The sequence below is a fragment of the Streptomyces sp. NPDC006365 genome (assembly GCF_042870755.1).
GTDB classification, from domain to species: domain Bacteria; phylum Actinomycetota; class Actinomycetes; order Streptomycetales; family Streptomycetaceae; genus Streptomyces; species Streptomyces xiangluensis.
Genome location: NZ_JBIAHS010000011.1, coordinates 141,473 through 165,286, shown reverse-complemented (window position 1 = coordinate 165,286; position 23,814 = coordinate 141,473). Strand labels below are relative to the sequence as shown.

The 23,814-nt window shown below is 70.6% G+C and carries 19 protein-coding genes and 1 pseudogene; 15 read left to right on the top strand and 5 right to left on the bottom strand.

Annotated features, from left to right (window positions below; all coding sequences use genetic code 11):
* The first annotated feature begins 144 nt into the window (after window positions 1-144).
* The 4 genes and pseudogenes from ACFYO0_RS28040 (at window position 145) to nudC (ending at window position 8,582) form a co-directional block, all read left to right on the top strand.
* On the top strand, window positions 145-3,585 hold the full coding sequence (locus ACFYO0_RS28040) for an ATP-dependent helicase (protein ID WP_388681399.1): 3,441 nt from the start codon (window positions 145-147) through the stop codon (window positions 3,583-3,585).
* 136 nt (window positions 3,586-3,721) lie between these two features.
* Entirely contained in the window at window positions 3,722-7,294 is a 3,573-nt protein-coding gene (locus ACFYO0_RS28035) for an ATP-dependent DNA helicase (RefSeq protein WP_388681397.1), read from the top strand.
* Window positions 7,295-7,304: 10 nt separating this feature from the next.
* Window positions 7,305-7,514 (top strand): annotated as a pseudogene (locus ACFYO0_RS28030) (peptidase M20); the annotation flags it as partial.
* A gap of 120 nt (window positions 7,515-7,634) precedes the next feature.
* Entirely contained in the window at window positions 7,635-8,582 is a 948-nt protein-coding gene (nudC, locus tag ACFYO0_RS28025; RefSeq protein WP_388681394.1) for an NAD(+) diphosphatase, read from the top strand.
* Window positions 8,583-8,589: 7 nt separating this feature from the next.
* Here the strand turns inward: nudC and ACFYO0_RS28020 are convergent, their stop codons facing one another.
* Complete coding sequence (locus ACFYO0_RS28020) at window positions 8,590-8,832, bottom strand: mycoredoxin (protein ID WP_388681391.1); 243 nt, start codon at window positions 8,830-8,832, stop codon at window positions 8,590-8,592.
* 195 nt (window positions 8,833-9,027) lie between these two features.
* Between ACFYO0_RS28020 and ACFYO0_RS28015 the strand changes: the two genes are divergently transcribed.
* The 4 genes from ACFYO0_RS28015 (at window position 9,028) to ACFYO0_RS28000 (ending at window position 12,596) form a co-directional block, all read left to right on the top strand.
* A complete protein-coding gene (locus ACFYO0_RS28015; protein ID WP_388681388.1) occupies window positions 9,028-11,250 on the top strand; it encodes an ATP-dependent DNA helicase UvrD2 in 2,223 nt (740 codons plus the stop codon).
* 164 nt (window positions 11,251-11,414) lie between these two features.
* Window positions 11,415-11,732: a hypothetical protein gene (locus tag ACFYO0_RS28010; protein ID WP_388681386.1), complete on the top strand. Its 318-nt coding sequence runs from the start codon at window positions 11,415-11,417 to the stop codon at window positions 11,730-11,732.
* 175 nt (window positions 11,733-11,907) lie between these two features.
* On the top strand, window positions 11,908-12,276 hold the full coding sequence (locus tag ACFYO0_RS28005; RefSeq protein WP_262007304.1) for a WhiB family transcriptional regulator: 369 nt from the start codon (window positions 11,908-11,910) through the stop codon (window positions 12,274-12,276).
* Entirely contained in the window at window positions 12,273-12,596 is a 324-nt protein-coding gene (locus tag ACFYO0_RS28000; protein ID WP_386342155.1) for a hypothetical protein, read from the top strand. The genes ACFYO0_RS28005 and ACFYO0_RS28000 overlap by 4 nt, the downstream gene beginning before the upstream one ends.
* Window positions 12,597-12,814: 218 nt before the next feature.
* On the opposite strand, the gene ACFYO0_RS27995 is transcribed toward ACFYO0_RS28000, so the two are convergent.
* Both ACFYO0_RS27995 and ACFYO0_RS27990 read right to left on the bottom strand, forming a co-directional pair.
* Entirely contained in the window at window positions 12,815-14,209 is a 1,395-nt protein-coding gene (locus ACFYO0_RS27995; RefSeq protein ID WP_388681383.1) for an ABC1 kinase family protein, read from the bottom strand.
* Entirely contained in the window at window positions 14,202-15,395 is a 1,194-nt protein-coding gene (locus tag ACFYO0_RS27990) for a TOMM precursor leader peptide-binding protein (RefSeq protein WP_388681380.1), read from the bottom strand. Before ACFYO0_RS27990 ends, ACFYO0_RS27995 begins: the two co-directional genes overlap by 8 nt.
* Window positions 15,396-15,628: 233 nt before the next feature.
* Here ACFYO0_RS27990 and ACFYO0_RS27985 point away from each other — a divergent pair, with 233 nt between their 5' ends.
* The 4 genes from ACFYO0_RS27985 (at window position 15,629) to ACFYO0_RS27970 (ending at window position 19,567) form a co-directional block, all read left to right on the top strand.
* Entirely contained in the window at window positions 15,629-16,222 is a 594-nt protein-coding gene (locus ACFYO0_RS27985) for a M48 family metallopeptidase (RefSeq protein WP_388681377.1), read from the top strand.
* A 145-nt stretch (window positions 16,223-16,367) separates the two neighbouring features.
* Window positions 16,368-18,101 (top strand): TerD family protein, encoded by a 1,734-nt coding sequence (locus tag ACFYO0_RS27980; RefSeq protein ID WP_388681374.1) that lies wholly within the window; start codon window positions 16,368-16,370, stop codon window positions 18,099-18,101.
* A gap of 13 nt (window positions 18,102-18,114) precedes the next feature.
* Entirely contained in the window at window positions 18,115-18,795 is a 681-nt protein-coding gene (locus ACFYO0_RS27975) for an AIM24 family protein (RefSeq protein WP_388681371.1), read from the top strand.
* 16 nt (window positions 18,796-18,811) lie between these two features.
* Window positions 18,812-19,567 carry an AIM24 family protein gene (locus ACFYO0_RS27970; protein WP_388681368.1) on the top strand — a complete coding sequence of 252 codons (756 nt, stop codon included), beginning with the start codon at window positions 18,812-18,814 and terminating at the stop codon, window positions 19,565-19,567.
* 56 nt (window positions 19,568-19,623) lie between these two features.
* Here the strand turns inward: ACFYO0_RS27970 and ACFYO0_RS27965 are convergent, their stop codons facing one another.
* Entirely contained in the window at window positions 19,624-20,145 is a 522-nt protein-coding gene (locus tag ACFYO0_RS27965) for an NUDIX hydrolase (protein WP_388681366.1), read from the bottom strand.
* Window positions 20,142-21,581 (bottom strand): zinc-dependent metalloprotease, encoded by a 1,440-nt coding sequence (locus tag ACFYO0_RS27960; RefSeq protein ID WP_388681364.1) that lies wholly within the window; start codon window positions 21,579-21,581, stop codon window positions 20,142-20,144. The genes ACFYO0_RS27965 and ACFYO0_RS27960 overlap by 4 nt, the downstream gene beginning before the upstream one ends.
* 192 nt (window positions 21,582-21,773) lie before the next feature.
* On the opposite strand from ACFYO0_RS27960, the gene ACFYO0_RS27955 reads away from it, so the two are divergent.
* The 3 genes from ACFYO0_RS27955 to ACFYO0_RS27945 all read left to right on the top strand — a co-directional run bounded on the left by ACFYO0_RS27955 (window position 21,774) and on the right by ACFYO0_RS27945 (window position 23,756).
* Window positions 21,774-22,886, top strand: a complete 1,113-nt coding sequence (locus tag ACFYO0_RS27955) for an SDR family oxidoreductase (RefSeq protein ID WP_388681361.1) — start codon at window positions 21,774-21,776, stop codon at window positions 22,884-22,886.
* A gap of 79 nt (window positions 22,887-22,965) precedes the next feature.
* Complete coding sequence (locus ACFYO0_RS27950) at window positions 22,966-23,427, top strand: molybdenum cofactor biosynthesis protein MoaE (protein WP_388681359.1); 462 nt, start codon at window positions 22,966-22,968, stop codon at window positions 23,425-23,427.
* A 119-nt stretch (window positions 23,428-23,546) separates the two neighbouring features.
* Window positions 23,547-23,756, top strand: a complete 210-nt coding sequence (locus ACFYO0_RS27945) for a hypothetical protein (RefSeq protein ID WP_388681357.1) — start codon at window positions 23,547-23,549, stop codon at window positions 23,754-23,756.
* The last annotated feature ends 58 nt before the right edge of the window (window positions 23,757-23,814 follow it).

Below are 23,814 nucleotides of genomic sequence, written 5' to 3'. Positions count from 1 at the left end.
GATGGGAGGGAAGAAGCGGAAGTCCTCCTTCCGCTGTCCTTGCGGGCGTAGCGTCAACGGCACGCATCCCCCTCACCACGCGGCCACCGCCGCCCACGCGCGGCAGTAAGTCAACCAGCACACCCACCAGGACCGGCGAACCACGTGAGCTCCTCTTCCTCCACCAGGCGCCTGTCGCACCACCAGGGGCGGCAGGGGAACCGTGGCGCTTACCGACTGGTGCGTACCCCACCGGTCCGGGTGGATCCCCCTCTCCTGGACGCAGCGCAGCGGGCGGTGGTTGACCACAAGGGGGGCCCGCTGCTCGTTCTCGCAGGTCCGGGCACCGGCAAGACGACGACACTCGTGGAGTCGGTGGCGGCCCGGATCGGGCGCGGCACGGACCCCGAGCGGGTCCTGGTGCTGACGTTCAGTCGCAAGGCCGCCGTGGAGCTGCGCGACCGCATGGCGCTGCGCATCGGGGCGGCCCGCGCGCCCCAGGCGACCACGTTCCACTCCTTCTGCTACGCCCTGGTTCGCGCCCACCAGGACAGCAACCTGTTCGTGGAGCCGCTGCGGCTGCTCTCCGGCCCCGAACAGGACGTGGCCGTGCGTGAACTCCTAGCGGGTCAGCCCGACCTGGAGCGGCTCGGCCTCGCCCATGTGCGCTGGCCGGACGAGCTGCGCGCCTGCCTGACTACGCGGGGCTTCGCCGACGAGGTCCGCGCGGTGCTCGCCCGCAGCCGCGAACTGGGGCTCGGCCCGGACGCGTTGGACTCGTTCGCCTCCCGCATCGGCCGCCCCGACTGGCGCGCCGCGGCCACCTTCCTCGCCGAGTACCTCGACGTTCTCGATATGCAAGGAGTGCTCGATTACGCGGAACTGGTGCACCGCGCGGTGCTGCTCACCCGCCGTCCCGAAGTCGCCGCACGGCTCGCCGCGCAGTACGACGTGGTCTTCGTCGACGAGTACCAGGACACCGATCCGGCACAGGTGCGGCTCCTGCACGGGCTCGCGGGCGGCGGAAACACCCTTGTAGCCTTCGGCGACCCCGACCAGTCGATCTACGCGTTCCGGGGCGCCGACGTGAACGGCATCCTGGAGTTCCCGGAGGCCTTCCCTCGCCCGGACGGCACTCCGGCGCCGGTCGAGGTCCTGAGGACATCACGCCGTTCGGGTGCCGGGCTGCTGGCCGCCACCCGCCTCCTGACGCGGCGCATGCCGCTGACCCGTCTCCCGGCGGAGAAGGTCCGCGCCCACAGGGAGCTGACTCCTGTACGGGACGGTGGCCGCGTCGAGGTCTACACGTACCCAACCCCCGGCACGGAGCTGGACAACATCGCCGACATCCTTCGCCGCGCACACCTGGAGGACGGCGTGCCCTGGGGCGAGATGGCCGTCCTGGTACGCGCCGGGCACCGCACCGTCCCGACCGTCCGCCGTACCCTCACCGCGGCCGGCGTCCCCCTCGACATAGACGGCGACGACCTTCCCCTGCGCCACGAACCGGCGGTGTCGCCCCTTTTGACGGCTCTCAAAGCGGTCGCCGGGGCGGCACTTCGGGACAGAACGGGGGCAGCCGGGCGGGCCGGAGCTGAAGCTGAGGCGGGTGCCGACGGAGAGGGGGCGGCTGAGGGAAATGACACCCCCGCGCGCGCGAACACCGCCACTGCCGTTCCCACCGACGATGCTTCCGAGTCCGAGCCCGAGCCCGTCGTCGCTCCGGAAGCCCCCTGGCTCGACACCGAGACCGCGCTCACCCTCCTCGCCTCCCCGCTGGCCGGCATGGACGCGGCCGATCTGCGCCGCCTGGGCCGTGCTCTGCGCGAGGAGGAGCGCGCCGGGGGCAACCTCGTCCCGCCGCCCTCGGACGAGTTGCTGGCACGGGCGCTGGCCGAGCCGGAGCGGCTGGTCGCACACGACCCCTCGTACGCGCGCGGAGCCCAGCGTCTGGGCGCCCTCCTGCGCAAGGCCCGTGAGCGCCTCGCCGGCGGCGGTACGGCCGAGGAGGCCCTCTGGGAGCTGTGGGACGGCACACCGTGGCCTCAGCGCCTGGAGCGGGCCGCCCGGCGTGGCGGCGCGGCCGGGCGCAACGCGGACCGCGACCTCGACGCCGTGTGCGCGCTGTTCGCGACGACGGCCCGCGCCGAGGAACGCACAGGTGGCCGCGGCGCCCTCAACTTCCTGGAGGAGATCGAGGCCGAGGACATCGCCGCCGACACGCTCACCCGCAGGGCCGTACGCCCCGAGGCCGTACGCCTGATGACGGCACACCGCTCCAAGGGCCTCGAGTGGCGCCTGGTCGTCGTCGCGGGCGTGCAGGAGGGACTGTGGCCGGACCTGCGCCGCAGAGGCTCCCTCCTGGAAGCCGACCGCATCGGACGCGACGGCCTCGCCGAACCGCTCACCCCCGGTGCGCTGCTCTCCGAGGAACGCCGTTTGTTCTACGTGGCCGCCACGCGCGCTCGCGAACGTCTCGTCGTCACCGCCGTGAAGGCCCCCGCCGACGACGGAGACCAGCCGTCCCGCTTCCTCACCGAACTCGGCGTCGAACCCAAGGACGTCACCGGCCGCCCCCGCCGTCCCCTGTCCGTCGCCGCCCTCGTCGCCGAACTGCGCGCCACGATCGTCGACCCCCGCGTCTCGGACACCCTCAGGGAGGCTGCCGCCCGCCGCCTGGCCCGGCTCGCCGCGCTCGGCGACGAGGACGGCCGCCCTCTCGTGCCGTCCGCGCACCCCTACCGCTGGTGGGGCATGTACGAGCCGACCGAGAGCAAGGTCCCGCTGCGCGACCGTGACCAGCCCGTCGTGCTCTCCGGGAGCGCCCTCGACCAACTCGCCAACACCTGTGCGCTCCAGTGGTTCCTCGGCCGCGAGGTGAAGGCCGACGCCCCTGCGACCGCCGCCCAGGGCTTCGGCAATGTGGTGCACGTCCTGGCCGACGAGGTCGCCTCCGGACGCAGTCCCGCCGACCTCGCCGTCCTCATGGAGCGCCTCGACTCCGTGTGGAACGCGCTCGCCTTCGACGCGCCCTGGAAGTCGGCGCAGGAGAAGGAGCACGCGCGCGTGGCGCTCGAACGCTTCCTGAAGTGGCATGTGCTGGACCGAGCGGGCCGTACGCCGGTGGCCAGCGAGCACGACTTCGATGTCACCCTCGAAGCGGGCTCCTACGAAGTACGCATTCGCGGCTCCATGGACCGCGTAGAGCGGGACACCGAAGGCCGCGCCTACGTAGTCGACTTCAAGACAGGCAAACAGGCACCGACGGCCGCCGACGTGGCTCACCATCCCCAACTCGCCGTCTACCAACTCGCCGTCCGCGAGGGAGCCGTCGACGAGGCCTTCGAAGGCGAGCGCCCCGACCCTGGCGGCGCCGAACTCGTCCAGCTCCGGCAGGGCGCCCCCAGGAAGGAAGGCGGCGAGACCCTGCCGAAGGTGCAGGCCCAAGAGCCCCTCACCGGGGAGTGGATCGGCGACCTCCTCGCCACTGCTGCGGGCAAGGTCCTCGACGAGCGGTTCACACCGACCACAGGACAGCACTGCACACACTGCGCATTCCGGGCGTCGTGCAGCGCACGGCCCGAGGGACGCCACGTGGTCGAGTAAGCCCGCCCCCGGAGGCGCCGCGTCGTCAAGCGATACCCGAAGTGACAAAGCGCACCACGTGTGCTGACCAGCGCATCCTCCGGCCCGGCGGCCGACGCGGCCCCCGCTGTCAGTGACCGCGGCTAGCCTCTCTGAGGTGCCCGCCCGTATCACCGACCCCGAACAGCTCAAGGAGCTCCTCGGCATCCCGTTCACCCCGGAGCAGACGGTCTGCATCACCGCACCGCCCGCCCCGCAGGTGATCGTGGCCGGAGCCGGCTCCGGCAAGACCACGGTGATGGCCGCGCGCGTGGTGTGGCTGGTCGGCACCGGTCAGGTAGCCCCTGAACAGGTCCTCGGCCTGACGTTCACCAACAAGGCGGCCGGCGAGTTCGCGGAGCGCGTACGGAAAGCGCTCATCAAGGCAGGCGTCACCGACCCCGACGTGATCGACCCCGACAACCCCCCCGGCGAGCCCGTCATCTCCACGTACCACGCCTTCGCGGGCCGCCTCTTGACCGACCACGGCCTGCGCATCGGGCTCGAACCCACCACACGCCTCCTTGCCGACGCCACCCGCTACCAGCTCGCCGCCCGCGTCCTGCGCGAGGCCCCAGGGCCCTACCCGGCGCTCACCCGGTCCTTCCCCGACCTGGTCAGCGACCTCCTCGCGCTCGACTCCGAACTCGCCGAACACCTGGTACGGCCCGAGCAACTGCGCGCGTACGACGCCGCGTTGCTGCGCGATCTGGAGAGCGCCAAACTCACCAACGCCGACCTGCGCAAAGTCCCGGAGACGGCCGCCGCGCGCCGTGAACTGGCCGAACTGGTGGGCCGCTACAGGACGGCCAAGCGTGAGCGCGAACTCCTCGACTTCGGAGACCAGATCGCCCTCTCCGCGACGCTCGCCCGCACCCGGCCCGAGGTCGGCGACATCCTGCGCGACGAGTTCCGGGTGGTCCTGCTCGACGAGTACCAGGACACGTCGGTCGCCCAACGCGTCCTCCTGGCGGGCCTGTTCGGCGGCGGCACCGGCCACCCCGTGACCGCCGTCGGCGACCCGTGCCAGGCGATCTACGGCTGGCGCGGCGCCTCCGTCGCCAACCTCGACGACTTTCCCGAGCACTTCGCGCACTCAGACGGCCGCCCCGCGACTCGCCAGGCGCTCAGCGAGAACCGCCGCAGCGGCGGCCGGCTCCTCGACCTGGCCAACGGCCTCGCGGAGCCCCTACGCGCCCGGCACGAGGGCGTGGAGGCCCTTCGTCCCGCCCCCGGTGCCGAACGCGACGGCATGGTGCGCTGCGCGCTGCTGCCCACCCACGCCGAGGAGCTGGGCTGGATCGCCGACTCCATCGCCCATCTCGTGCGCACCGGAAAGGCGCCCGGCGAGATCGCCGTCCTGTGCCGCACCGCAACCGACTTCGCCGAAATCCAGGGCGCGCTCGTCGCCCGCGACATCCCCGTCGAAGTCGTCGGCCTCTCCGGGCTGCTGCACCTCCCGGAAGTCGCCGACCTCGTCGCCGTCTGCGAGGTCCTCCAGGACCCGGGCGCCAACGCCTCCCTGGTCCGCCTGCTCACCGGCCCGCGCTGGCGCATCGGCGCCCGCGACCTCGCCCTCCTGGGGCGCCGCGCCCGGCTTCTCGTGTCGCACGCGCGCGTGGGTGCCGACGACGACCCGGACAGCCGGCTCGCCGCGGCCGTCGAGGGCGTCGATCCGGCTGAGGTGATCTCACTCGCAGACGCCCTCGACACCTTCCTGGAGACGCCTCTGGGGGGCGACGGGGACGACGACGGGCTGCCCTTCTCGCCGGACGCGCGCGTGCGGTTCGCCCGGCTCGCCGCCGAACTGCGCGACCTGCGCCGCTCGCTGTCCGACCCGCTGATGGACGTCCTGCACCGAGTCCTCGCCACCACCGGCCTGGAGGTGGAACTCTCCGCGTCCCCGCACGCCCTGGCCGCCCGCCGCCGCGAGACCCTGTCCAACTTCCTCGACATCGCCGCGTCCTTCGCCGCCAACGACGACGAGGCCACCCTCCTCGCCTTCCTCGGCTTCCTGCGCACAGCCGCCCAGTACGAGAAGGGCCTCGACAACGCCCTGCCGGGCGGCGAGAACACCGTCAAGGTGCTCACCGCCCACAAGTCCAAGGGCCTGGAGTGGGACGTCGTCGCGGTCCCCGGACTGGTCACCGGCACGTTCCCCAGCACCCAGGGCCGCGAGAAATGGACCGCCCAGGGCAAGGTCCTGCCCCACGAACTGCGCGGCGACGCCGACACACTGCCCGACATCGACGCCTGGGACTCCAGGAACATGAAGGCCTTCCACGAGGCCATGAAGGACCACCAGCACACCGAGGAACTCCGCCTCGGCTACGTCACGTTCACCCGACCCCGCTCCCTGCTCCTCGGCTCCGGCCACTGGTGGGGCCCCTCCCAGAAGAAGCCACGCGGACCGTCCGACTTCCTGCACGCCCTGTACGAGCACTGCGCGGCCGGACACGGCGAGATCGAAGCCTGGGCGGACGAACCCGAGGAGGGCGAGGAGAACCCGGCGCTTCACGAGGCGACGGGCGACCACGCGTGGCCCCTCCCGCTGGACGACGCGGCGCTGGCCCGCCGACGAGCAGCCGCGGCAACGGTGCTGGCCCACCTGGAATCCGAGCACTCCCACGAGGCGGCCCACCCGTCGGCTCGCGACACCCAAACCCCGTACGGCGATCCGGACTGGCCTCCTCCGCCCGAGGAGGACGAGCCCCCTTACGGGGACGGTGACTTCACTGACGAGGCTCCGTACGCCGACGAAGCCCCGTACACGGACGAGGCTCCGCACGCTGACGAGGCACTCCATGAAGAGACCGCATTCGCAGACGGGCTCTACGGAGAAGCCGAATTCGCGGACGTGCCCCCGGTCACTGCGGAGTCATGGCCCCGGAGCCGGCCGAGGATCCCGCACCCCACTCCCGCCCCGGACGCCCGCCCGCACCCACCCGAGACCGCGCCCCTCACCCCCGAAGAAGCCCGCACCATCGCCTCCTGGGACCGCGACCTGGACGCTCTCACCGGAGAGCTCCTGCGCGCCCGCCAGAGCGTCACGGAAGTACCCCTGCCGATCTCCCTGACCGCATCCCAGATGCTGCGCCTGGCCGCCGCCCCGGACGCTTTCGCGCAAGAGCTCGCGCGCCCCATGCCACGCGCTCCGCAGCCCGCCGCACGCCGTGGCACCCGCTTCCACGCCTGGGTGGAATCCCGCTTCGAAGAGCTGCGACTGCCCATGCTGGAGCCGGAGGAACTACCCGGAAGCGAGGCCGAGATCGCGGACGAACGCGACCTGGAGGCACTCAAGGACGCCTTCGAACGCACCCCGTACGCCCACCGCACGCCCTACCGCGTAGAAGCCCCCTTCCAGCTCGAGATCGCCGGACGAGTCGTACGAGGCCGCATCGACGCCGTCTACAAGCAAGGCGACGGCGACGAGACGACGTACGAGATCGTCGACTGGAAGACCAACCGCAGCCGCACCGCCGACCCCCTCCAGCTCGCTCTCTACCGGCTCGCCTGGGCCGAGCAGCACGGGGTACCCCTGGAGTCCGTCAAGGCCGCTTTCCTCTACGTGCGCGGCGGCGAGATCGTACGGCCCGAGAATCTCCCGGACCGGGCCGCACTGGAGCGGCTGCTCCTGGAGGAGCCGTCCCCGGACGAACCGCCGGACCAGCATGTCAGTGCGGGCGGATAGGCTCGTGAACATGAGCAAGACTTCGGACAGCGCCGTCCGCCCGTACAACGAGAAGCACCGCGCCGCCTTCCTCGACGCCCCCACCGAGTGGCGGCGCATCCCGTCCGTGCCGGCCCGGCCCGAACGCACGGCGGACATACGGCGCAGTGCCGACAGGCTTGCCGCGAAACTCCGGGAGACCGGCTTCCCGACCGCCGAGGGCGGTGCGGGCCCCGCCGCGGACGGAGCGACCTAGCGGACAACGGGCGCGATGCACACTGAAACAGCCCGCCGAACGCCGCCGAGTCCTGCCGCACGTCCCGCTGAAATACCCGTTCCACCGGGGGAGTTGGAAGCACCCGTGACCACCTGGACCGATCACACCGCCGACCGTCCCATCTCGCTCACCGCCCCGAGCGGCATCGACCGAGCCGCCCACCACCGGCTCGACGAGGCCTGGCTCGCCGCGGCGTGGAGCCACCCCACAACCCGTGTGTTCGTGGTCTCCGGCGGCCAGGTCCTCATCGACGAGACGGAGGACGGCACCACCGAACTCGTCATGACTCCCTCCTTCGAAGCCCCCCTCACCGAGGCACACCGCTACTTCCTGGGCACCGACGACGACGGCGTCAGCTACTTCGCACTCCAGAAGGACGCGCTCCCCGGCCGCATGGACCAGCCCGCACGCGCCGCGGGACTGCGCGAGGCAGGCCTGCTCCTGTCACCCCGCGACACGGGACTCATGGTGCACGCCGTCGCCCTGGAGAACTGGCAGCGCCTGCACCGCTTCTGCTCCCGCTGCGGGGAGCGCACCGTGATCGCCGCGGCCGGCCACATCCGCCGCTGCCCCGCCTGCGGCGCCGAGCACTACCCACGCACCGACCCTGCCGTGATCATGGCCGTCACGGACGACGACGACCGCATCCTGCTCGGCCGCCAAGTGCACTGGCCCGAGGGGCGGTTCTCCACTCTCGCCGGCTTCGTCGAGCCCGGCGAGTCCATCGAGCAGTCGGTACGCCGCGAGGTCCTGGAGGAGGCCGGCGTCACCGTCGGCGAAGTCGAGTACGTCGCCAGCCAGCCCTGGCCCTTCCCCTCCAGCCTCATGCTGGGCTTCATGGCCCGCGCCACGTCGGCGGACATCGACGTCGACGGCGACGAGATCCACGAAGCCCGATGGTTCTCCCGCGAAGAGCTACGGGCCGCCTTCGAGTCCGGGGACGTGCTGCCGCCCTACGGCATCTCGATTGCGGCCCGCCTGATCGAGCTCTGGTACGGCAAGCCCCTGCCGAAACCGGGCACGGCCCTCTAGCGGGGGCTCAGCCCCCGATCTTCTGCCTGACCTGCGCCAGAGAAGGGTTCGTGAGGGTCGAACCGTCCGGGAAGAGGACGGTGGGCACCGTCTGATTACCGCCGTTCGCCTTCTCCACGAACGCCGCGGACGCCGGGTCCTGCTCGATGTTGATCTCCTCGTACGTGATGCCCTCACGGTCCATCTGGCTCTTCAGCCGACGGCAGTAGCCGCACCACGTGGTGCTGTACATCGTCACAGTGCCCGGCATGTGTCTCGCGCTCCTTTGCTGCTGGGGGTACGTATTCGCAGTGAGTGGAACGTACGTGACGGGTCCACCATTCCCGTACGCGGGCCGTGTGGGGGTCCGGAGGCCGGGGCCGCGCCTGCCGCATTAGTACGACTGCGAGCGCCCGCCTGTGGACAACCGGCGCACCCGTCACCTCCGAACTGGCAGCATGGCGGGGTGACAGCAGCAACGCACTCCACCCTCTTCCCGCAGGGCTCCGGCAGCTCGCAGTACGCGGCTCCGCCGGGCGGGGCCGACGCGGTGCTCGAAGGCCTCGACCCCGAGCAGCGCGAGGTCGCCACCGCCCTGCGCGGTCCCGTGTGCGTACTGGCAGGAGCCGGCACGGGCAAAACCCGGGCCATCACCCACCGCATCGCCTACGGAGTGCGCGCCGGGATTCTCCAGCCCGCCAGCGTGCTGGCCGTCACCTTCACCAACCGTGCCGCCGGCGAGATGCGCGGCCGGCTCCGCCAGCTCGGCGCCGCCGGAGTCCAGGCACGCACGTTCCACTCCGCCGCCCTGCGCCAGCTCCAGTATTTCTGGCCCAAGGCCGTCGGCGGGAGCCTGCCGCGGCTCGCCGACCGGAAGATCCAGCTCGTCGCCGACGCCGCAGCTGCCTGCGGCGTCCGCCTCGACCGGGGCGAACTGCGCGATGTCACAGCCGAGATCGAATGGTGCAAGGTCACCCGGACCGTCCCCGCCGACTACGCGGCGAAGGCCGCCAAGACCGGCCGAGAAGCCCCCCGCCACCCGGGCGAGATCGCCCAGCTCTACGCCGCATACGAGGACGTCAAACGCGACCGCGGTGTCATCGACTTCGAAGACGTCCTGCTACTGACCGTCGGCATCCTCCAGGACCGGCACGACATCGCCGACGAGGTGCGCGCCCAGTACCAGCACTTCGTGGTCGACGAGTACCAGGACGTCAGCCCCCTCCAGCAGCGCCTCCTGGAACTGTGGCTCGGCGAGCGCGACAGCCTCTGCGTCGTCGGTGACGCCAGCCAGACGATCTACTCGTTCACCGGTGCAACCCCAGACCACCTCCTCGACTTCCGCACCCGCCACCCCGGCGCCACGGTCGTCAAGCTGGTCCGCGACTACCGCTCCTCACCTCAGGTGGTGCACCTCGCCAACGGCCTGCTCGCCCAGGCCCGCGGTCGCGCCGCCGAACACCGTCTGGAGCTGATCTCCCAGCGTGACCCGGGCCCCGAGCCGGTCTACACCGAGTACACCGACGAGCCCGCCGAGGCCGAGGGGGCCGCCCGCCGCATCCGCGACCTCATCGCCTCGGGCGTCCCCGCGAGCGAGATCGCCATCCTCTTCCGTACGAACGCCCAGTCCGAGATCTATGAACAGGCCCTCGCCGACGCCGGAGTGCCCTACCAACTGCGCGGTGCCGAGCGGTTCTTCGACCGACCGGAGGTGAAGAGGGCCATCCACGGCTTGCGTGCGGCAGGCCGCTTCGGGGGCAACGACGCCCTCCTGGACGACGCCGGGGACCTGCCCGGGCAGGTACGAGCCGTGCTGTCGAGCGAGGGCTGGACCAGCGAGCCGCCCGCTGGATCAGGCGCCGTCCGCGAGCGCTGGGAGTCACTGGCCGCCCTGGTGCACCTCGCCCAGGACTTCGCGGCCGCCAAGCCCGACGCCACGCTCGGCGACCTCGTCTCGGAACTCGACGAGCGTGCCGCCGCGCAGCACGCCCCGACCGTCCAGGGCGTCACTCTCGCCTCCCTCCACTCCGCCAAGGGCCTGGAGTGGGACGTCGTCCTTCTCGTCGGTGTCGCCGAAGGCATGATGCCGATCTCCTACGCAAAGACCGAGGAACAGATCGAGGAGGAGCGCCGCCTTCTCTACGTCGGCGTCACCCGCGCCAGACGACACCTCTCCGTCTCCTGGGCGCAGTCCCGCTCGCCCGGAAGCCGCCCCAACCGCCGCCCCAGCCACTTCCTCGACGGACTGCGCCCCGGCTCCACCGCAGCCCCGACCCGAGGCGGCGCAGGCGGCCCCGGCGGCATCGAGCGCGGTGTCGCCGGTGGTGTCGAGGGCGTAGTGCGGCGGGTGAACCGTCAGCCCGCCCGCTGCCGGGTCTGCGGTCGCACCCTCACCGACGCCGGTGAGATGAAACTGATGCGCTGTGACGACTGCCCTTCCGACATGGACGAGGGGCTGTACGAGCGGCTGCGCGACTGGCGAGCGGCCCAGGCGCAGCGCAGCGGACAACCGGACTTCTGCGTCTTCACGGACAAGACACTGATGGCTATCGCCGAAGCGGTACCGGCCACTCCGGCCGAGCTGGCCCGTATCCCAGGGGTGCTCACCCGCAAGCTCAACCGCTACGGAACCGAAGTTCTGGCCATCTGTGCAGGTCAGGAGTTTGAAGGGGGAGATGATGAGGACTGACGCAAACTCGTCGAGAAAATAGTTTGCGCATGCCCCAGGAATCCCCATAGGTTCTTAAGCACGGAAGCGGCGGCCTTCTCCAAGGCCCTGGTTCCGTGCTGTACTTAATAACCGTCGGACCGGCTCACCCCGGTCCCCTAAGACGCCGAGAGGAGGCGATTCCAGTGATCAGCATCAACACCAGCTCCATCAGCACCGTCAAAATGACCGATCGCTCGGTCGTCTCCACGTGCCTGCTCGGCGTCTCGAACCTGGGCACCGGTCTGCCCGGCATTCCTGCTGTCCGGCCGGCGTCCGCCTTGTCTCTCGCGGTCCTTCCCGTCCGTGAGCGCAATGAGCGACCGATGAAGGCACTGGAAGCAGTAGAGGCGCAGGCGCAGGCCTATGCCTTTGCGGCCGCCGGTGCCGGATCCCGCAAGCAGACGCAGCACCACACGATGTGGGCCTTCCGTGGGCCTGAACCCTGGAGTGATCCAGCCTGATCGGCGATCAGGCCGGCGCCTTCAGGGCCGCGGAACCCCACCAGGGATCCGCGGCCCTTCTGTTTGTCCCCGACCAGGGACGACAGAGCGAAGGGGCCTCGGGACAAGAAAACAACCCGGTACCAGCCGCCAACCGGCCAACCCGGCCGGCACGACCAGACGAGGAAGACCAACCGTGCAACTCGAAGCGCACGCCCCGTCCGTACCGCCTTCCGAAACGATCCCCCCGCCCGGCCTCACGGAGGACTCCACCTTGACCCCGCTCACTGCGCTCACCGCGCTCGACGACGCCATCGAGAACCTCGGCGTGCCCGTCCCCTGCCGCTCCAACGACCCGGAGGTCTTCTTCGCCGAGTCGCCGGCAGATGTCGAGTACGCCAAGTCCCTCTGCCGCACCTGCCCGCTGATCGAGGCCTGCCTCGCCGGCGCCAAGGAGCGGCGTGAGCCCTGGGGCGTCTGGGGTGGCGAGCTCTTCGTCCAGGGTGTCGTTGTCGCCCGCAAGCGGCCGCGTGGCCGCCCGCGCAAGAACCCGGTCGCGGCATGACCACCACAGGAACGATCGATCGCCCCCTGACGCACGACCCCAAGGATCAGGCCCCGATGAAGCCGTCCAACAGCGAGCCCGCCGGCTCCGCGATTCCAGAGTTCACCACCACCGGCGCGAACGACTCGCGTCAGAACAGGACCCGTGAGATGCAACTCATCCAAGAAGCCCTGGCTCGTGCGCATATGCACGAGCGGCAGCGCGCCGCCGAGGCCGAGCGCCGGGCGATCCGCGTGGCGACGGCCCGCCGGATGCAGCGCCGCGCCGAGCGCGCGTCGCTGCGCGCTCGCCGCGCCCTGGCCATGGCGGTCATGCAGTAAGGCCGCGTTGACTCAACGGCCGCAAGCCGCAGCAGCCGCAAAGGCTTTGGCAACGGCAACGGCAACGGCAGTGGAACAAAACCGCTGGTCGCGGGGCCGGTCCGAATGGGCCGGCCCCCGCGATGCGTTGTGTCCCCGGGGCCCCGCCCCCGCCCCGCCCCCCGGCCACCCGTCGGACCCGGCTCACCCACGCACGCGCTCAAGCCTCCGCCCGAACCTCACGCCTCGGCCGCCGACTCCCCCTCCTCCAGTGCTGCTTCGTCCTCGGGCACGAAGCCGGGCAGCCACCCCTCGAGTTCCTCTCGGAGCCGTACCGTGGCGCCCAGTTGGCACAGCACGCCGATGGTGCTCAAGGTCACACGGTGTATCAGCAGATACGCCGGGGGGAGGTTGAGCTGCTTGCCGAGCTGGTACGCGGGGGAGCGGGGGTCGCCGATTCGCGCCGCCTGGCTGCGCATCCAGCCTCGGGTGAAGGTGAACTCGTCGACCTTGGCCGGCTCGATGATGGGGAGCAGGTAATCCAGGACGGCGTCCGGGTCGAGCTCTATCGACTCTTTGACGAAGCCCTCCTCGCAGAGCAGTTCGTAGACCGCCTCTGCCTCTCCGTCGAGGGTCATCCGCAGTGAGTCGCCGATGGTCGGCGGCAGGCCGCCGGGGAGGCGGTCGACCGTGCCGAAGTCCAGTACGCCCAGGCGCCAGCCATCCATACCGTCCTTACCGTCGGGGTCGCCGGACTCGTCGGGCAGGAGGCGGAAGTTGCCAGGGTGCGGGTCGGCGTGCAGCAGGCCGGTGCGGGCCGGGCCGGAGAAGAGGAAGCGGGCGAGGAGCTGTCCTGCCCGGTCCCGCTGTTCCTGCGTACCGTCGGTGATCACCTCTGACAGGGGGATCCCGTCGATCCACTCGGTGACCAGCACCTGCTCGCACTGGTGGAGCACAGCCGGCACCAGTACGTCCGGGTCGTCCGCGAACTCCTCCGCATGAGCCTGCTGAGCCTGTGCCTCCAGGCCGTAGTCGAGCTCCTCGGACACCCGGTCGCGCAGCTCTGCGATGAGCGGCTTGACGTCCATCCCCGGAATGAGTGGCCCCAGGAGCCGGGCGAAACGGCTGAGTTGGTTCAGGTCGGAGAGCAGCGCCTCGCCCGCCCCCGGGTACTGCACCTTGACTGCGACCTCCCGGCCGTCGTGCCACACCGCGCGGTGCACCTGCCCGATGGAGGCCGCCGCGGACGGCTTGTCCTCGAATTCCACGAACAGGTCGCGCCAGTCCTCGCCCAGTCGTTCCTCGAGCACGGTGTGCACCGTGCGGGTCGGCATCGGCGGTGCAGCCTCCTGAAGCTTCGTCAGTGCCGCGCGATACGGACCCGCGACCTCCTCGGGCAGCGCCGACTCGAAAACGGACAGCGCCTGCCCGAACTTCATCGCGCCGCCCTTGAGCTCGCCGAGCACCTTGAACAGTTGCTCCGCCGTGCGCTGTTGCAGCTCGCGGCCCACGATCTCCGCCGACTTCCCGCCGATCCGTTTGCCGATGCCCCATGTGGCCCGCCCGGCGAAGCCGAGCGGTAGGGCGGCGAGCTTGGCGGTCCGGGTGACCGCCTTCCGGGGAAGATCAGACATGCGCCCTCCAAGTACCGGACAGCCGAGCCGCTTGCGGCTGTTGCCCGTCCATTGTCTCGTGCGGCCTCTCGTCTTCCGAGGTCTGCTCCCCCTTAGCTTTCTCCGCAGTCCCGCACGAGCATGCGGGATGCGGCCACACGGGGCGTGTCTGCCAGTCGAAACCGGGCACCGACGCCTCCCAGCGAGCACCCGCGCTGGACGGCAACTCCCCGTCAAGGAAAGCGAGTGCGTGCCCTGCGGCCAGCCCGGCGATCGTGGCCGACAGTGTCAGATCGCACGCCTGTACCTGACGGGGCTGCCCGGAGCGCCACTGTGCGACCAGGCGCGGCCAGCTCGGGTCGCGGTCGGTGCGGCCCCGGTCCAGGCAGCCCGCGCAGGGCGTGTCGCCGGGCAGGACCAGCGGGCCTACGACTCCTGTGCCCTCCACGACCCCGGCGTACAGATGCGGTGTCCCGGATGCGATCAGCGGCTCGGCGGTGGCCGGGTCGGGAGCGTGGGCGGCCAGGCCGTCCCGTGGCGCGAGGATCACCAGGGAGAGTCCCGGCTCCTGGCCGTCGGAGGGCGACTGTGCGCCACCGCGCCGTGGTGGGCGGCTCGTTGCCGCCCGGCGCACCGCCCGCCGTGCCGCCTCCTCCCTGCGCTCGCCGATGGAGTCGACGGGCAGACCGCCCGGTGCGACGTCCCAAGGCTCGACGCAACCGCCGTCGCGTACATCGACCTGGCCCACGCCCGCGCCTGACAGCGCGCAGCCCAGGGCCACACCCACCCGGCCCGCGCCCCACACCTGCACGCGCAGGGAACGGCGGGCCGCCAGCCGGCGCATGCCCTCGCCCGGTCCGGGCGCGACCAGGGAAAGGGAGGCGAGGTCGGCCCGCAGCCGGTCCAAGGCCGCTTTCTTCTCGCGCAGGGCGTCCGCGTCCGGGCCGCCGCCCGTCGCGTCGTCCAGCAGACCTGCTCGGGCCAGCCGCTCCACGAGCCCGTCGACATGGCCGTCGGGCAGACCCATGTGGTGGCCTGCGTCGCGTAGGAGAGGAAGCCCGCGTGTTCCGTCGAGCAAGGTCAGAAAGCTGCTCGTCGCCGTGTCCATTGGGCCGAGCACCATCGCATGCGCCGGTGCCATCCCGAACTGCACGGTGTTCAGATCCCGCCAGGCGCGCCGAAGCGCGGGTTTCACCATCGGATGCATGACAGACCCCCGTACGTCCCCGTTGTGCCGGTGGGGCTCGTCCTGCTCCGCCGGTCGATTGCCAGCATGCACGCATCTGTCGGCAGGGGCCGAAAGTTATCCACAGGCTGGGGGTATTCGTCGTACAAATCAGGCGTACGGAGTAGGGATAAACCGGGCGCGCAGAGCGCGGATCGGCATCGAACCGTCCCGGAGGCGGGACTTCCACCATGCCCAACAGGTACCGTCGGGGCGTGTCCGCCGACCCACTGAACCGCGGAAAACCACAGCGCAGCACGACGAGCGAGCCGCCGACCGGCTCGGGGACGAGCGCGATCGAGGTCCGCCGGAGCACTCGCCGACGCAGAACGGTCTCCGCGTACCGCGAGGGCGATCGTACCGTCGTGCTGATCCCCGCCCGGATGTCCAAGGCGGAGGAGCAGCGCTGGGTGGGCGTCATGCTCGACAAGCTCGCCGCCCAGGAGAACAAGCGGGTACTCGGCGACGAGGAGCTCTCCGAACGTGCCGCCCGGCTCTCCGACCTGTACTTCGACGGCCTCGCCCTGCCCTCCTCGGTCCGCTGGGTCACCAACCAGAACACCCGCTGGGGCTCATGCACCCCGGCAGAGGGCAGCATCCGCCTTTCACACCGCTTGCAGGGAATGCCCGAGTACGTCGTCGACTACGTCCTCGTCCACGAACTCGCGCATCTGCTCGTGCCCGGCCACGGGCCTCGTTTCTGGCAACTCCTCGAGGCCTATCCGCGTACCGAGCGGGCCCGTGGCTACCTCGAAGGGGTGGTCGCCGCCGACCGGCTGCCCCATCTGCCCGCCGGGCGCGACGAGTGACAGGGGTCCGGCGGCGCGACTGCGCTGGTACGGGGCGGAAGCAGGGATTGTGTACCGGGTCTGTACCGGCTTCGTCCGCGGCCGGAATTTGCGGTTAGCCTGACGCGCGACGCACTCGTATCGGGATGGGGGACGGTCGTTACGCATGGCCAGGGAATTCCAACGCGGCCACAAGGCCAAGATCAGTGACCTCACCGCGGGCACCGATCTGTACGTAGGCGTGCAGATCACCGGCCCCGGACTGACCTTCGACATCAGCTGCTTCGGTCTGGACGCCGACGAACGGCTTTCGGACGACAGGTACTTCGTCTTCTTCAACCAGCCGAAGACTCCTGAGGAGTCCATTCAGCTCCTGGGAGCGCAGGCGGGCGACACGGAGTCCTTCCGCGTGACGCTCGACAAGATCCCGCCGCAGATCCAGAGGCTGTCGTTCACGGCGACGCTCGACGGCGCCGGGCAGTTGTCGCAGATCGCCCCCGGATACCTCCGTATCGTCGCGGGTGGCGAGGAGGTGGCCCGCTACCCCTTCGACGGCGGCGAGTTCTCCACCGAACGAGCCGTGATGCTGGGGGACTTCTACCTCAAGGACGTATGGCGGTTCGCGGCGGTAGGGCAGGGTTTCGACGGTGGACTCGACGCGCTGCTGAAGAACTTCGGCGGCGAGGTCGCCGAGGAGGAGCCCGCCCCTGCACCGCAGCCGCAGGCGGATGCGCCGTCCTTCGCGCCGCCCGCCCAGGCCACCGCGCCGCCCGCGTTCGGCGCTCCGTCAGGTCCCGCCACACCGGCTCCTGCCCCCGCGCCGCAGCCCGCCCAGGGATTCGCGCCGCCGGCAGCCACCCCGCCGCAGGCACCCGCACCTCCGGTGCCCGCGCCCGCCGTGCACGCCGCGCCGACCATCGCCGCGCCCATGACTCCGCCCGGCGGCGCTCCCGTACCGCCCCCGGCGCCCGCTCCGGCGCCCTACGGGCAGCCGCCGAACCAGCAGCAGCCTCCATACGGCCAGCCGCCAGCCCCGAGCGCACCTCTGCCGCCCGGCTACGGACAGCCTCAGGCACCTCAAGCCCCGGCGCCGCCGCCCGGTTATGGTCAGCCGAGCCCGCCTCCGGGGTACGGTCAGCAGCCGCCGTTCGGCCAGGTCCCGGGCCAGCCCGGTGCGCCGGGTGCTCCGGGCGCGCCTGCCGGGTACGCGGTACCGCAGGGTGCTCCCCAGGGCGGTGCCGGTGTCGCCGCGGCCCTCCAGCCGTACAAGGAGGCGCCCACCGGCCAGCGCTGGACCCAGCAGAACAAGAAGATGGTCCGGGTCGACCTCGGCATGGGCGGTGACCAGGCTGTGCTCGCCCGCCAGGGCAGCATGGTGCTCTACCAGGGCAAGGTCGACTTCAGCTACAAGAGCGCCGGATTCTCCGGCCGGATCGTGGGCAACGCGACCGGCCAGGAGATGCAGCTGATGCGCTGTTCGGGCAAGGGCCAGGTCTTCCTCGCCGAGAAGTCCGCCATGCTGCACCCCATCGAGCTGCAAGGGGACGCCATCTGCGTCTCCGCGGAGAACGTCCTCGCGTTCGACGAGACACTCCAGTACGAGGTCCGCCGCATCGAAGGACACGGCATCCCCGGAGGCGCGCTGTTCACGATGCAGTTCCAGGGGACAGGCACGATCATCGTCAAGACGCAGGGAGCGCCCGTGGTGCTGCCGGTCACGCCGACGACGTTCGCCGACTGCAATGCCGTCGTCGCCTGGTCCGCCGCCTCCCAGGTGATCGTCTCCAGCCAGGTGCGCATGCGCCGCAACGCCTACCCGGGCGACACCGGAGAGAGCGTGAACCTCCAGTTCCGCGGCGCACCCGGCAATTTCATCGTCGTCCAGCCGTACGAGGTCTGAGGGAGCCCGTCATATGAACCAGCAGCTCGCGGGCTTCGCCCCGGCACCCGTTGCCGCACGCATGGAGAACCACGGCAACCACATGCTCAAGGTCGCCATGCAGAGCGGAAGCGACCTCCTCGCGCGCGTGGGGTCGATGGTCGCCTACGAAGGCTTCGTCCAGTACGAGCCCAATCCGCCCGCCGTGCGCCAGATCGCACGCGACTGGGCCACCGGCGAGGGCGCACCCCTCATGAAGTGCTCCGGAGACGGCCTTCTCTACCTGGCCGACTACGGAGCGAACGTGGTCGTCATCAACCTCAACGGCGACGGAATCTCCGTCAACGCCACCAACCTGCTCGCCTTCGACGCACACCTCCAGTGGGGCGTCGAACGCGTCAAGGGACTGGCGAAATTCGCCGGACAGGGCCTGTGGAACACCAAGATCTCCGGGCAGGGCTGGGTCGCGCTGACCTCCCGGGGCAAGCCCATCGTCGTCGACTGCGGAGGCGGCGAGGACGAGACGTACGTCGACCCGGACGCGCTCGTCGCCTGGTCCCCGAACCTCAAGGTCAAGGGCAAGCGCAGCTTCAAGGCGCAGTCGCTGATCGGACGGGGCAGCGGAGAGGCGTTCCAGATGGCCTTCTCCGGACAGGGCATCGTCGTCGTCCAGCCCAGCGAGGACAGCACCGACCGCCTCCGAGTCCGGGGCTGAGGGGGAGCCACACATCATGCAGAGCCCGCTTTTCGCCTACAACGAGCAGCAGTCCCAGGAGCGCTACAGCCTGCAGAACAAGCAGATGCTGCGCGTCGCTCTGGAGGGCCACGACGACGTGCTCGCCCGCAAGGGCACCATGGTCGCCTACCAGGGGCTGGTGGAGTTCGACGCCGAGTTCCAGAGTTCCGGTCAGCGGCGCTCCCGCGCACAGACGGGAGAGGGCCTCGACCTGATGCGCTGCCATGGACAGGGCACCGTCTATCTGGCCAACCTCGCCCAGCACATCCATGTGGTGGACGTCGATCAGGACGGCCTCACCGTGGACAGCAGCTACGTCCTGGCCATGGACTCCGCTCTGCACCACGAGGTGATCGCCGTGGACAGTCAGTACGGCATCTCCGGTTCCGGCAAGTACCAGCTCAACATCTCCGGGCGGGGCAAGGCCGCCCTGATGACCTCGGGGATGCCGCTGATGATGCAGGTCACCCCCGACCGCTTCGTCAACTGCGACGCCGACGCGATCGTGGCATGGTCGACGAGTCTGCGTGTGCAGATGCAGGCCCAGACGCATTCCTCCGGAGTGTTCCGACGCCGCGGCAACACCGGCGAGGGCTGGGAGCTCAGCTTCATGGGCCAGGGCTACGTGCTCGTCCAGCCCAGCGAGCTGTTGCCGCCGCAGAACGCGACGATCGGCTCCGGCGTCGCCGCCCAGTACGGGGTGGGCCAGCAGGGGGCCCGGGGGCAGAACCAGGGCAACGTCTGGAGTTGAGCCTCCCCGGAGGCATGTGTAAAGGGCGGCCGCTAATGCGGCCGCCCCTTACCGGTTCAGAGTCTGGCCCGTGTGGCATCGAGCAGTCGCACCACGGAGTCGTCCGCCACGTCCGCCACCTCGTCATACGCGAACCAGCGCAGGTCGAGGGACTCGTCGCTGATCTCCTGGACCGCGCCGACCGGCGCCAGAACTGTGTACTGCACGTCGAAGTGGCAGTGGCACGGCGGCGGGATCGGGTGCCGGTCGAGCCGTACGGGCCCGCCCGGGAGCAGCGTCAGACCAGTGATGCCCGACTCCTCTGTGGCCTCACGTAGGGCCGCAGCCTCCAGAGTGGAGTCCTGAGGCTCGCAATGGCCGCCCATCTGAAGCCACATGCGCAGCTTCTTGTGAAGCGTCAGCAGCACGCGGCCGTGCCCGGGGTCGATGACCAGGGCACTCGCCGTGATGTGCCCGGCCTCGCAGGCCTTCCACATGCCGTCCGGGTGCGCCTGAAGATGGTCCAGATACGCCTGGCGCAGAGCTTCCTGGTCCTCGTAGCTCTTCAGTACGAGGACCGCGTCGTCATGGAGGCTCACTCGTCGCTGTCGCCCTTGTCGTCGTCCTTCTTGTCCTCGTTCTTCGTGAGGTTCGGCTTCTCGGCGGAGCCGCCCGCGGCCTCCCCGAGCATCTTGTCCAGCTCGGAGAAGTCCATTTGCTCGCGGTGCACGAAGCCGTCCGGGTCGTCCAGGTCGGACGCGGTCGGCAGCATGTCCGGGTGCGCCCACAGGGCGTCCCGGCCGTCGACACCGCGCGCGTCCGTGAGCGAGGCCCACAGCCGCGAGGCGTCCCGCAGCCGGCGCGGGCGCAGCTCCAGGCCGATCAGCGTGGCGAAGGTCTGCTCGGCGGGACCGCCCGACGCACGGCGGCGGCGCAGCGTCTCACGCAGCGCGTCCGCGGACGACAGACGCGGCTTCGCCGCCGCGTGCACGACCGCGTCCACCCAGCCCTCGACGAGCGCCAGCGCCGTCTCCAAGCGGGCCAGCGCAGCCTTCTGGGCCGGTGTGTCCTCCGGCTGGAACATGCCCTGCTGGAGTGCGTCCTGAAGCTGCTCCGGGTTCGACGGGTCCAGCTGGCCGACCACGTCCTCCAGCTTGGCCGTGTCGACCTTGATCCCGCGCGCGTAGCCCTCGACCGCCCCGAACAGGTGCGAGCGCAGCCACGGCACATGCGCGAACAGACGCTGGTGGGCGGCCTCACGCAGGGCGAGGTACAGCCGCACCTCCTCCTTCGGCACACCGAGGTCCTTGCCGAACGCCTCGACGTTCACGGGAAGCAGCGCGGCCCGGCCCGCCGGGCCGAGCGGCAGACCGATGTCGGTCGAGCCGAAGACCTCGCCCGCGAGCACGCCCACGGCCTGCCCGATCTGCGTACCGAACATGGCGCCGCCCATGGAGCGCATCATCCCGATGAGCGGGCCCGCCATGGCCTGCATCTCCTCGGGAAGCACATCGCCCATGGCCGCGCCGACACGCTCGGCGACCGGGTCGACGAGCTCCTTCCACACCGGAAGCGTCGCCTCGACCCACTCCGCGCGGCTCCACGCCACCGCGGAACCGGCACCGGAGGGCAGGGACGTCGCGTCGTCCAGCCACAGGTCGGACAGGCGCACGGCCTCCTCGACCCCGGAGCGCTCGGCGGGGCCGACACTGGAGTCCTTGCTGCCGTCAGGGGCGCCCTGGGACACCGTCTGACGGGCGATCTGCTTGGCCATGTCCCAGTTCACCGGGCCGCCCTCGTACGAGAGCATCTGGCCCAGCTGCTGGAACGCGGCCCCCAGATCGTTGGGGTTCATGGAACCGAACATCGCGGCGAGCGGGTTGTCGGCGCCGGGCCCGCCGGCTCCGGGGAACCCGAAACCGAACGGGTTGGCCGGTCCCTGGCCACCACCGCTCTGCTGGTCCTTCTTCTTGCCCTCGTCGCCGTCGTCCGGCTCCTCCGGCGGAAGGCCGAATCCGAATGGGGTGTCACTCACGGGATTCCTCGGCTGGTAAGGCCGCCGGTTCTCTCCGGCGGCACGGCTGCCCGACAACACCACCCAGCGTAGACACAGCGGCCGGTTCCGGCCTCGATGCTTCGCCGACTCTTGGGCTGCGGCAGGATGGATGCCACCTGGTACGTACGCGTCACGCGCGTCCTTACTGAAGACAACCGCTGGAGACGCCCGGTGAGTTCCCCAGATCCACAGGTTCGCGCAGCGCGAAACCCCTCAACCAGTCCGGCCGTACGCGGCCCCGTAGTCGCGGTCACCGGCGCCGCCGACGGCATCGGTGCGCTGCTCACCGAGCGGCTCGCCGCCAGCAACGAGATCAAGCAGGTCATCGCCATCGACGAGCGGCGCGGTGAGTGCGCGGACGCCCAGTGGCACATCCTCGACGTACGCGACCCGGTGATCGCCGAGAAGCTGCGCGGCGCCGACGTCGTGGTCCATCTGGCGCTCGACCTCGACCTGGAGACCGACCCGGCGGCGCGCACCGCCTTCAACGTGCGCGGCACCCAGACCGTCCTCACCGCCGCGGCAGCCGCTGGGGTGCACCGGGTGGTGCTGTGCACCTCGGCGATGGTCTACGGAGCGCTGCCCGACAACGAACTGCCCCTCTCCGAGGATGCCGAACTGCGCGCCACCGCGGAGGCCACGGGCGTCGGCGATCTCCTGGAGGTCGAGCGGCTCGCGAAGCGGGCGCCCCGCGCGCATCCCGGGCTCAACGTCACCGTCGTACGGCCCGCCGTGCTGGTCGGAGGCACCGACACGGCCCTCACGCGCTACTTCGAGTCGCCCCGGCTGCTGGTCGTAGCCGGGTCCCGGCCCGCCTGGCAGTTCTGCCACGTCGAGGACCTGTGCAGTGCCCTGGAGTACGCCGTCCTGGAGAAGGTCGACGGGGACCTGGCCGTGGGCTGCGACGGGTGGCTGGAACAGGAGGAGGTCGAGGAGCTCAGCGGGATCCGGCGGATGGAACTGCCCTCGGCCGTCGCTCTGGGGGCCGCGGCCCGGCTCCACCGGATCGGGCTCACACCGTCGCCCGCCGGAGACCTCGCCTACACGATGTACCCCTGGGTCGTCAGCGGGAGCCGGCTCCATGACGCCGGATGGCGCCCGCGGTGGACCAACGAGGAGGTCCTCGCCGAGCTCCTGGAGGAGGTCGCCGGGCGGCACACGGTGGCCGGTCGGCGCCTCGGCCGCAAGGACGCCACCGCCGCCGGTGCCGCGGGCGCGACGGTCGCACTGCTGGGTACGGCCGCGTTGGTGCGCCGGGCACGGAAGGCCCGACGGCGCATCTGACGCGCGTGAGCGCCCCGTGGTCGCGTGCCCGGAGAGAACCACATTCCCCGTTGTCAGTGGCGTAGTGCACGATGGGCGTATGGCAACTACGAGTGATCACCCCGGTGAGCAGGGGGCGCAGGATCCCGTCAAGCTGTTGGCGATTCGGGAGACCGCCCTCTCCGTGGACGAGGTCTTCCGCGCCGTCGGGGACGATGCCTCCGGAGGGACCGCGCTGTTCGTCGGGACCGTCAGGAATCACGACGGGGGAGCGGACGTCGACGCGCTCGGGTACTCCTGCCATCCCAGTGCCGAGGCGGAGATGCGGCGCATAGCCGAGAAGGTTGTCGCCGAGTATCCGGTGCGGGCGCTTGCGGCCGTTCACCGCGTGGGGGACCTCAGGGTCGGGGATCTTGCTGTCGTGGTCGCCGTCTCCTGCCCCCACCGTGGCGAGGCTTTCGAAGCCTGCCGCAAGCTGATCGACGACCTGAAGCACGAAGTGCCCATCTGGAAGCACCAGAGGTTCTCGGACGGTACGGAGGAATGGGTGGGCGCTTGCTGACCGTGTGAACGGGCGCGTTCCGGTTGCGTAACCCGACCCCTGCCGTGAGCGTTGGACACGGGCATGGTTAATCTGCTGATCAGTCAGTTGCGGTTGCTTCACGGGGTTGGGAGGTCGGCATGGCGGTGCTTGCCTGGTTGCTGATTCCGCTTTTGGCTGCGATCGGTGCCGGAGTGTGGGGCACATGGGTCGGCCGGAGCCGCAGGACCACCGGGGACGGCACCGAGCTCGCGGGCTACATGCGTTTCCGCGAGGCCATGGAGAAGCCGCACCTGGCGAAGCAGCCGGTGGAGGAACAGCACATGGAGAAGTCGCCCACGGACGCCTGACCACCGGCACCGAAGACGCCTGAGGCGGTCTGCGCCCCGGCCCCCAGGGGTCCCGTAC

Excerpts from the sequence above, each read along its gene's own strand:
- ACFYO0_RS28020 (WP_388681391.1), bottom strand. The coding sequence starts at position 8,832 with ATGCCGGGCACTGTGACGATGTACAGCACCACGTGGTGCGGCTACTGC.
- ACFYO0_RS28000 (WP_386342155.1), top strand. The coding sequence starts at position 12,273 with ATGACCACCACAGGAACGATCGATCGCCCCCTGACGCACGACCCCAAG.
- ACFYO0_RS27995 (WP_388681383.1), bottom strand. The coding sequence starts at position 14,209 with ATGTCTGATCTTCCCCGGAAGGCGGTCACCCGGACCGCCAAGCTCGCC.
- ACFYO0_RS27990 (WP_388681380.1), bottom strand. The coding sequence starts at position 15,395 with ATGCATCCGATGGTGAAACCCGCGCTTCGGCGCGCCTGGCGGGATCTG.
- ACFYO0_RS27980 (WP_388681374.1), top strand. The coding sequence starts at position 16,368 with ATGGCCAGGGAATTCCAACGCGGCCACAAGGCCAAGATCAGTGACCTC.
- ACFYO0_RS27975 (WP_388681371.1), top strand. The coding sequence starts at position 18,115 with ATGAACCAGCAGCTCGCGGGCTTCGCCCCGGCACCCGTTGCCGCACGC.
- ACFYO0_RS27970 (WP_388681368.1), top strand. The coding sequence starts at position 18,812 with ATGCAGAGCCCGCTTTTCGCCTACAACGAGCAGCAGTCCCAGGAGCGC.
- ACFYO0_RS27950 (WP_388681359.1), top strand. The coding sequence starts at position 22,966 with ATGGCAACTACGAGTGATCACCCCGGTGAGCAGGGGGCGCAGGATCCC.
- ACFYO0_RS27945 (WP_388681357.1), top strand. The coding sequence starts at position 23,547 with ATGGCGGTGCTTGCCTGGTTGCTGATTCCGCTTTTGGCTGCGATCGGT.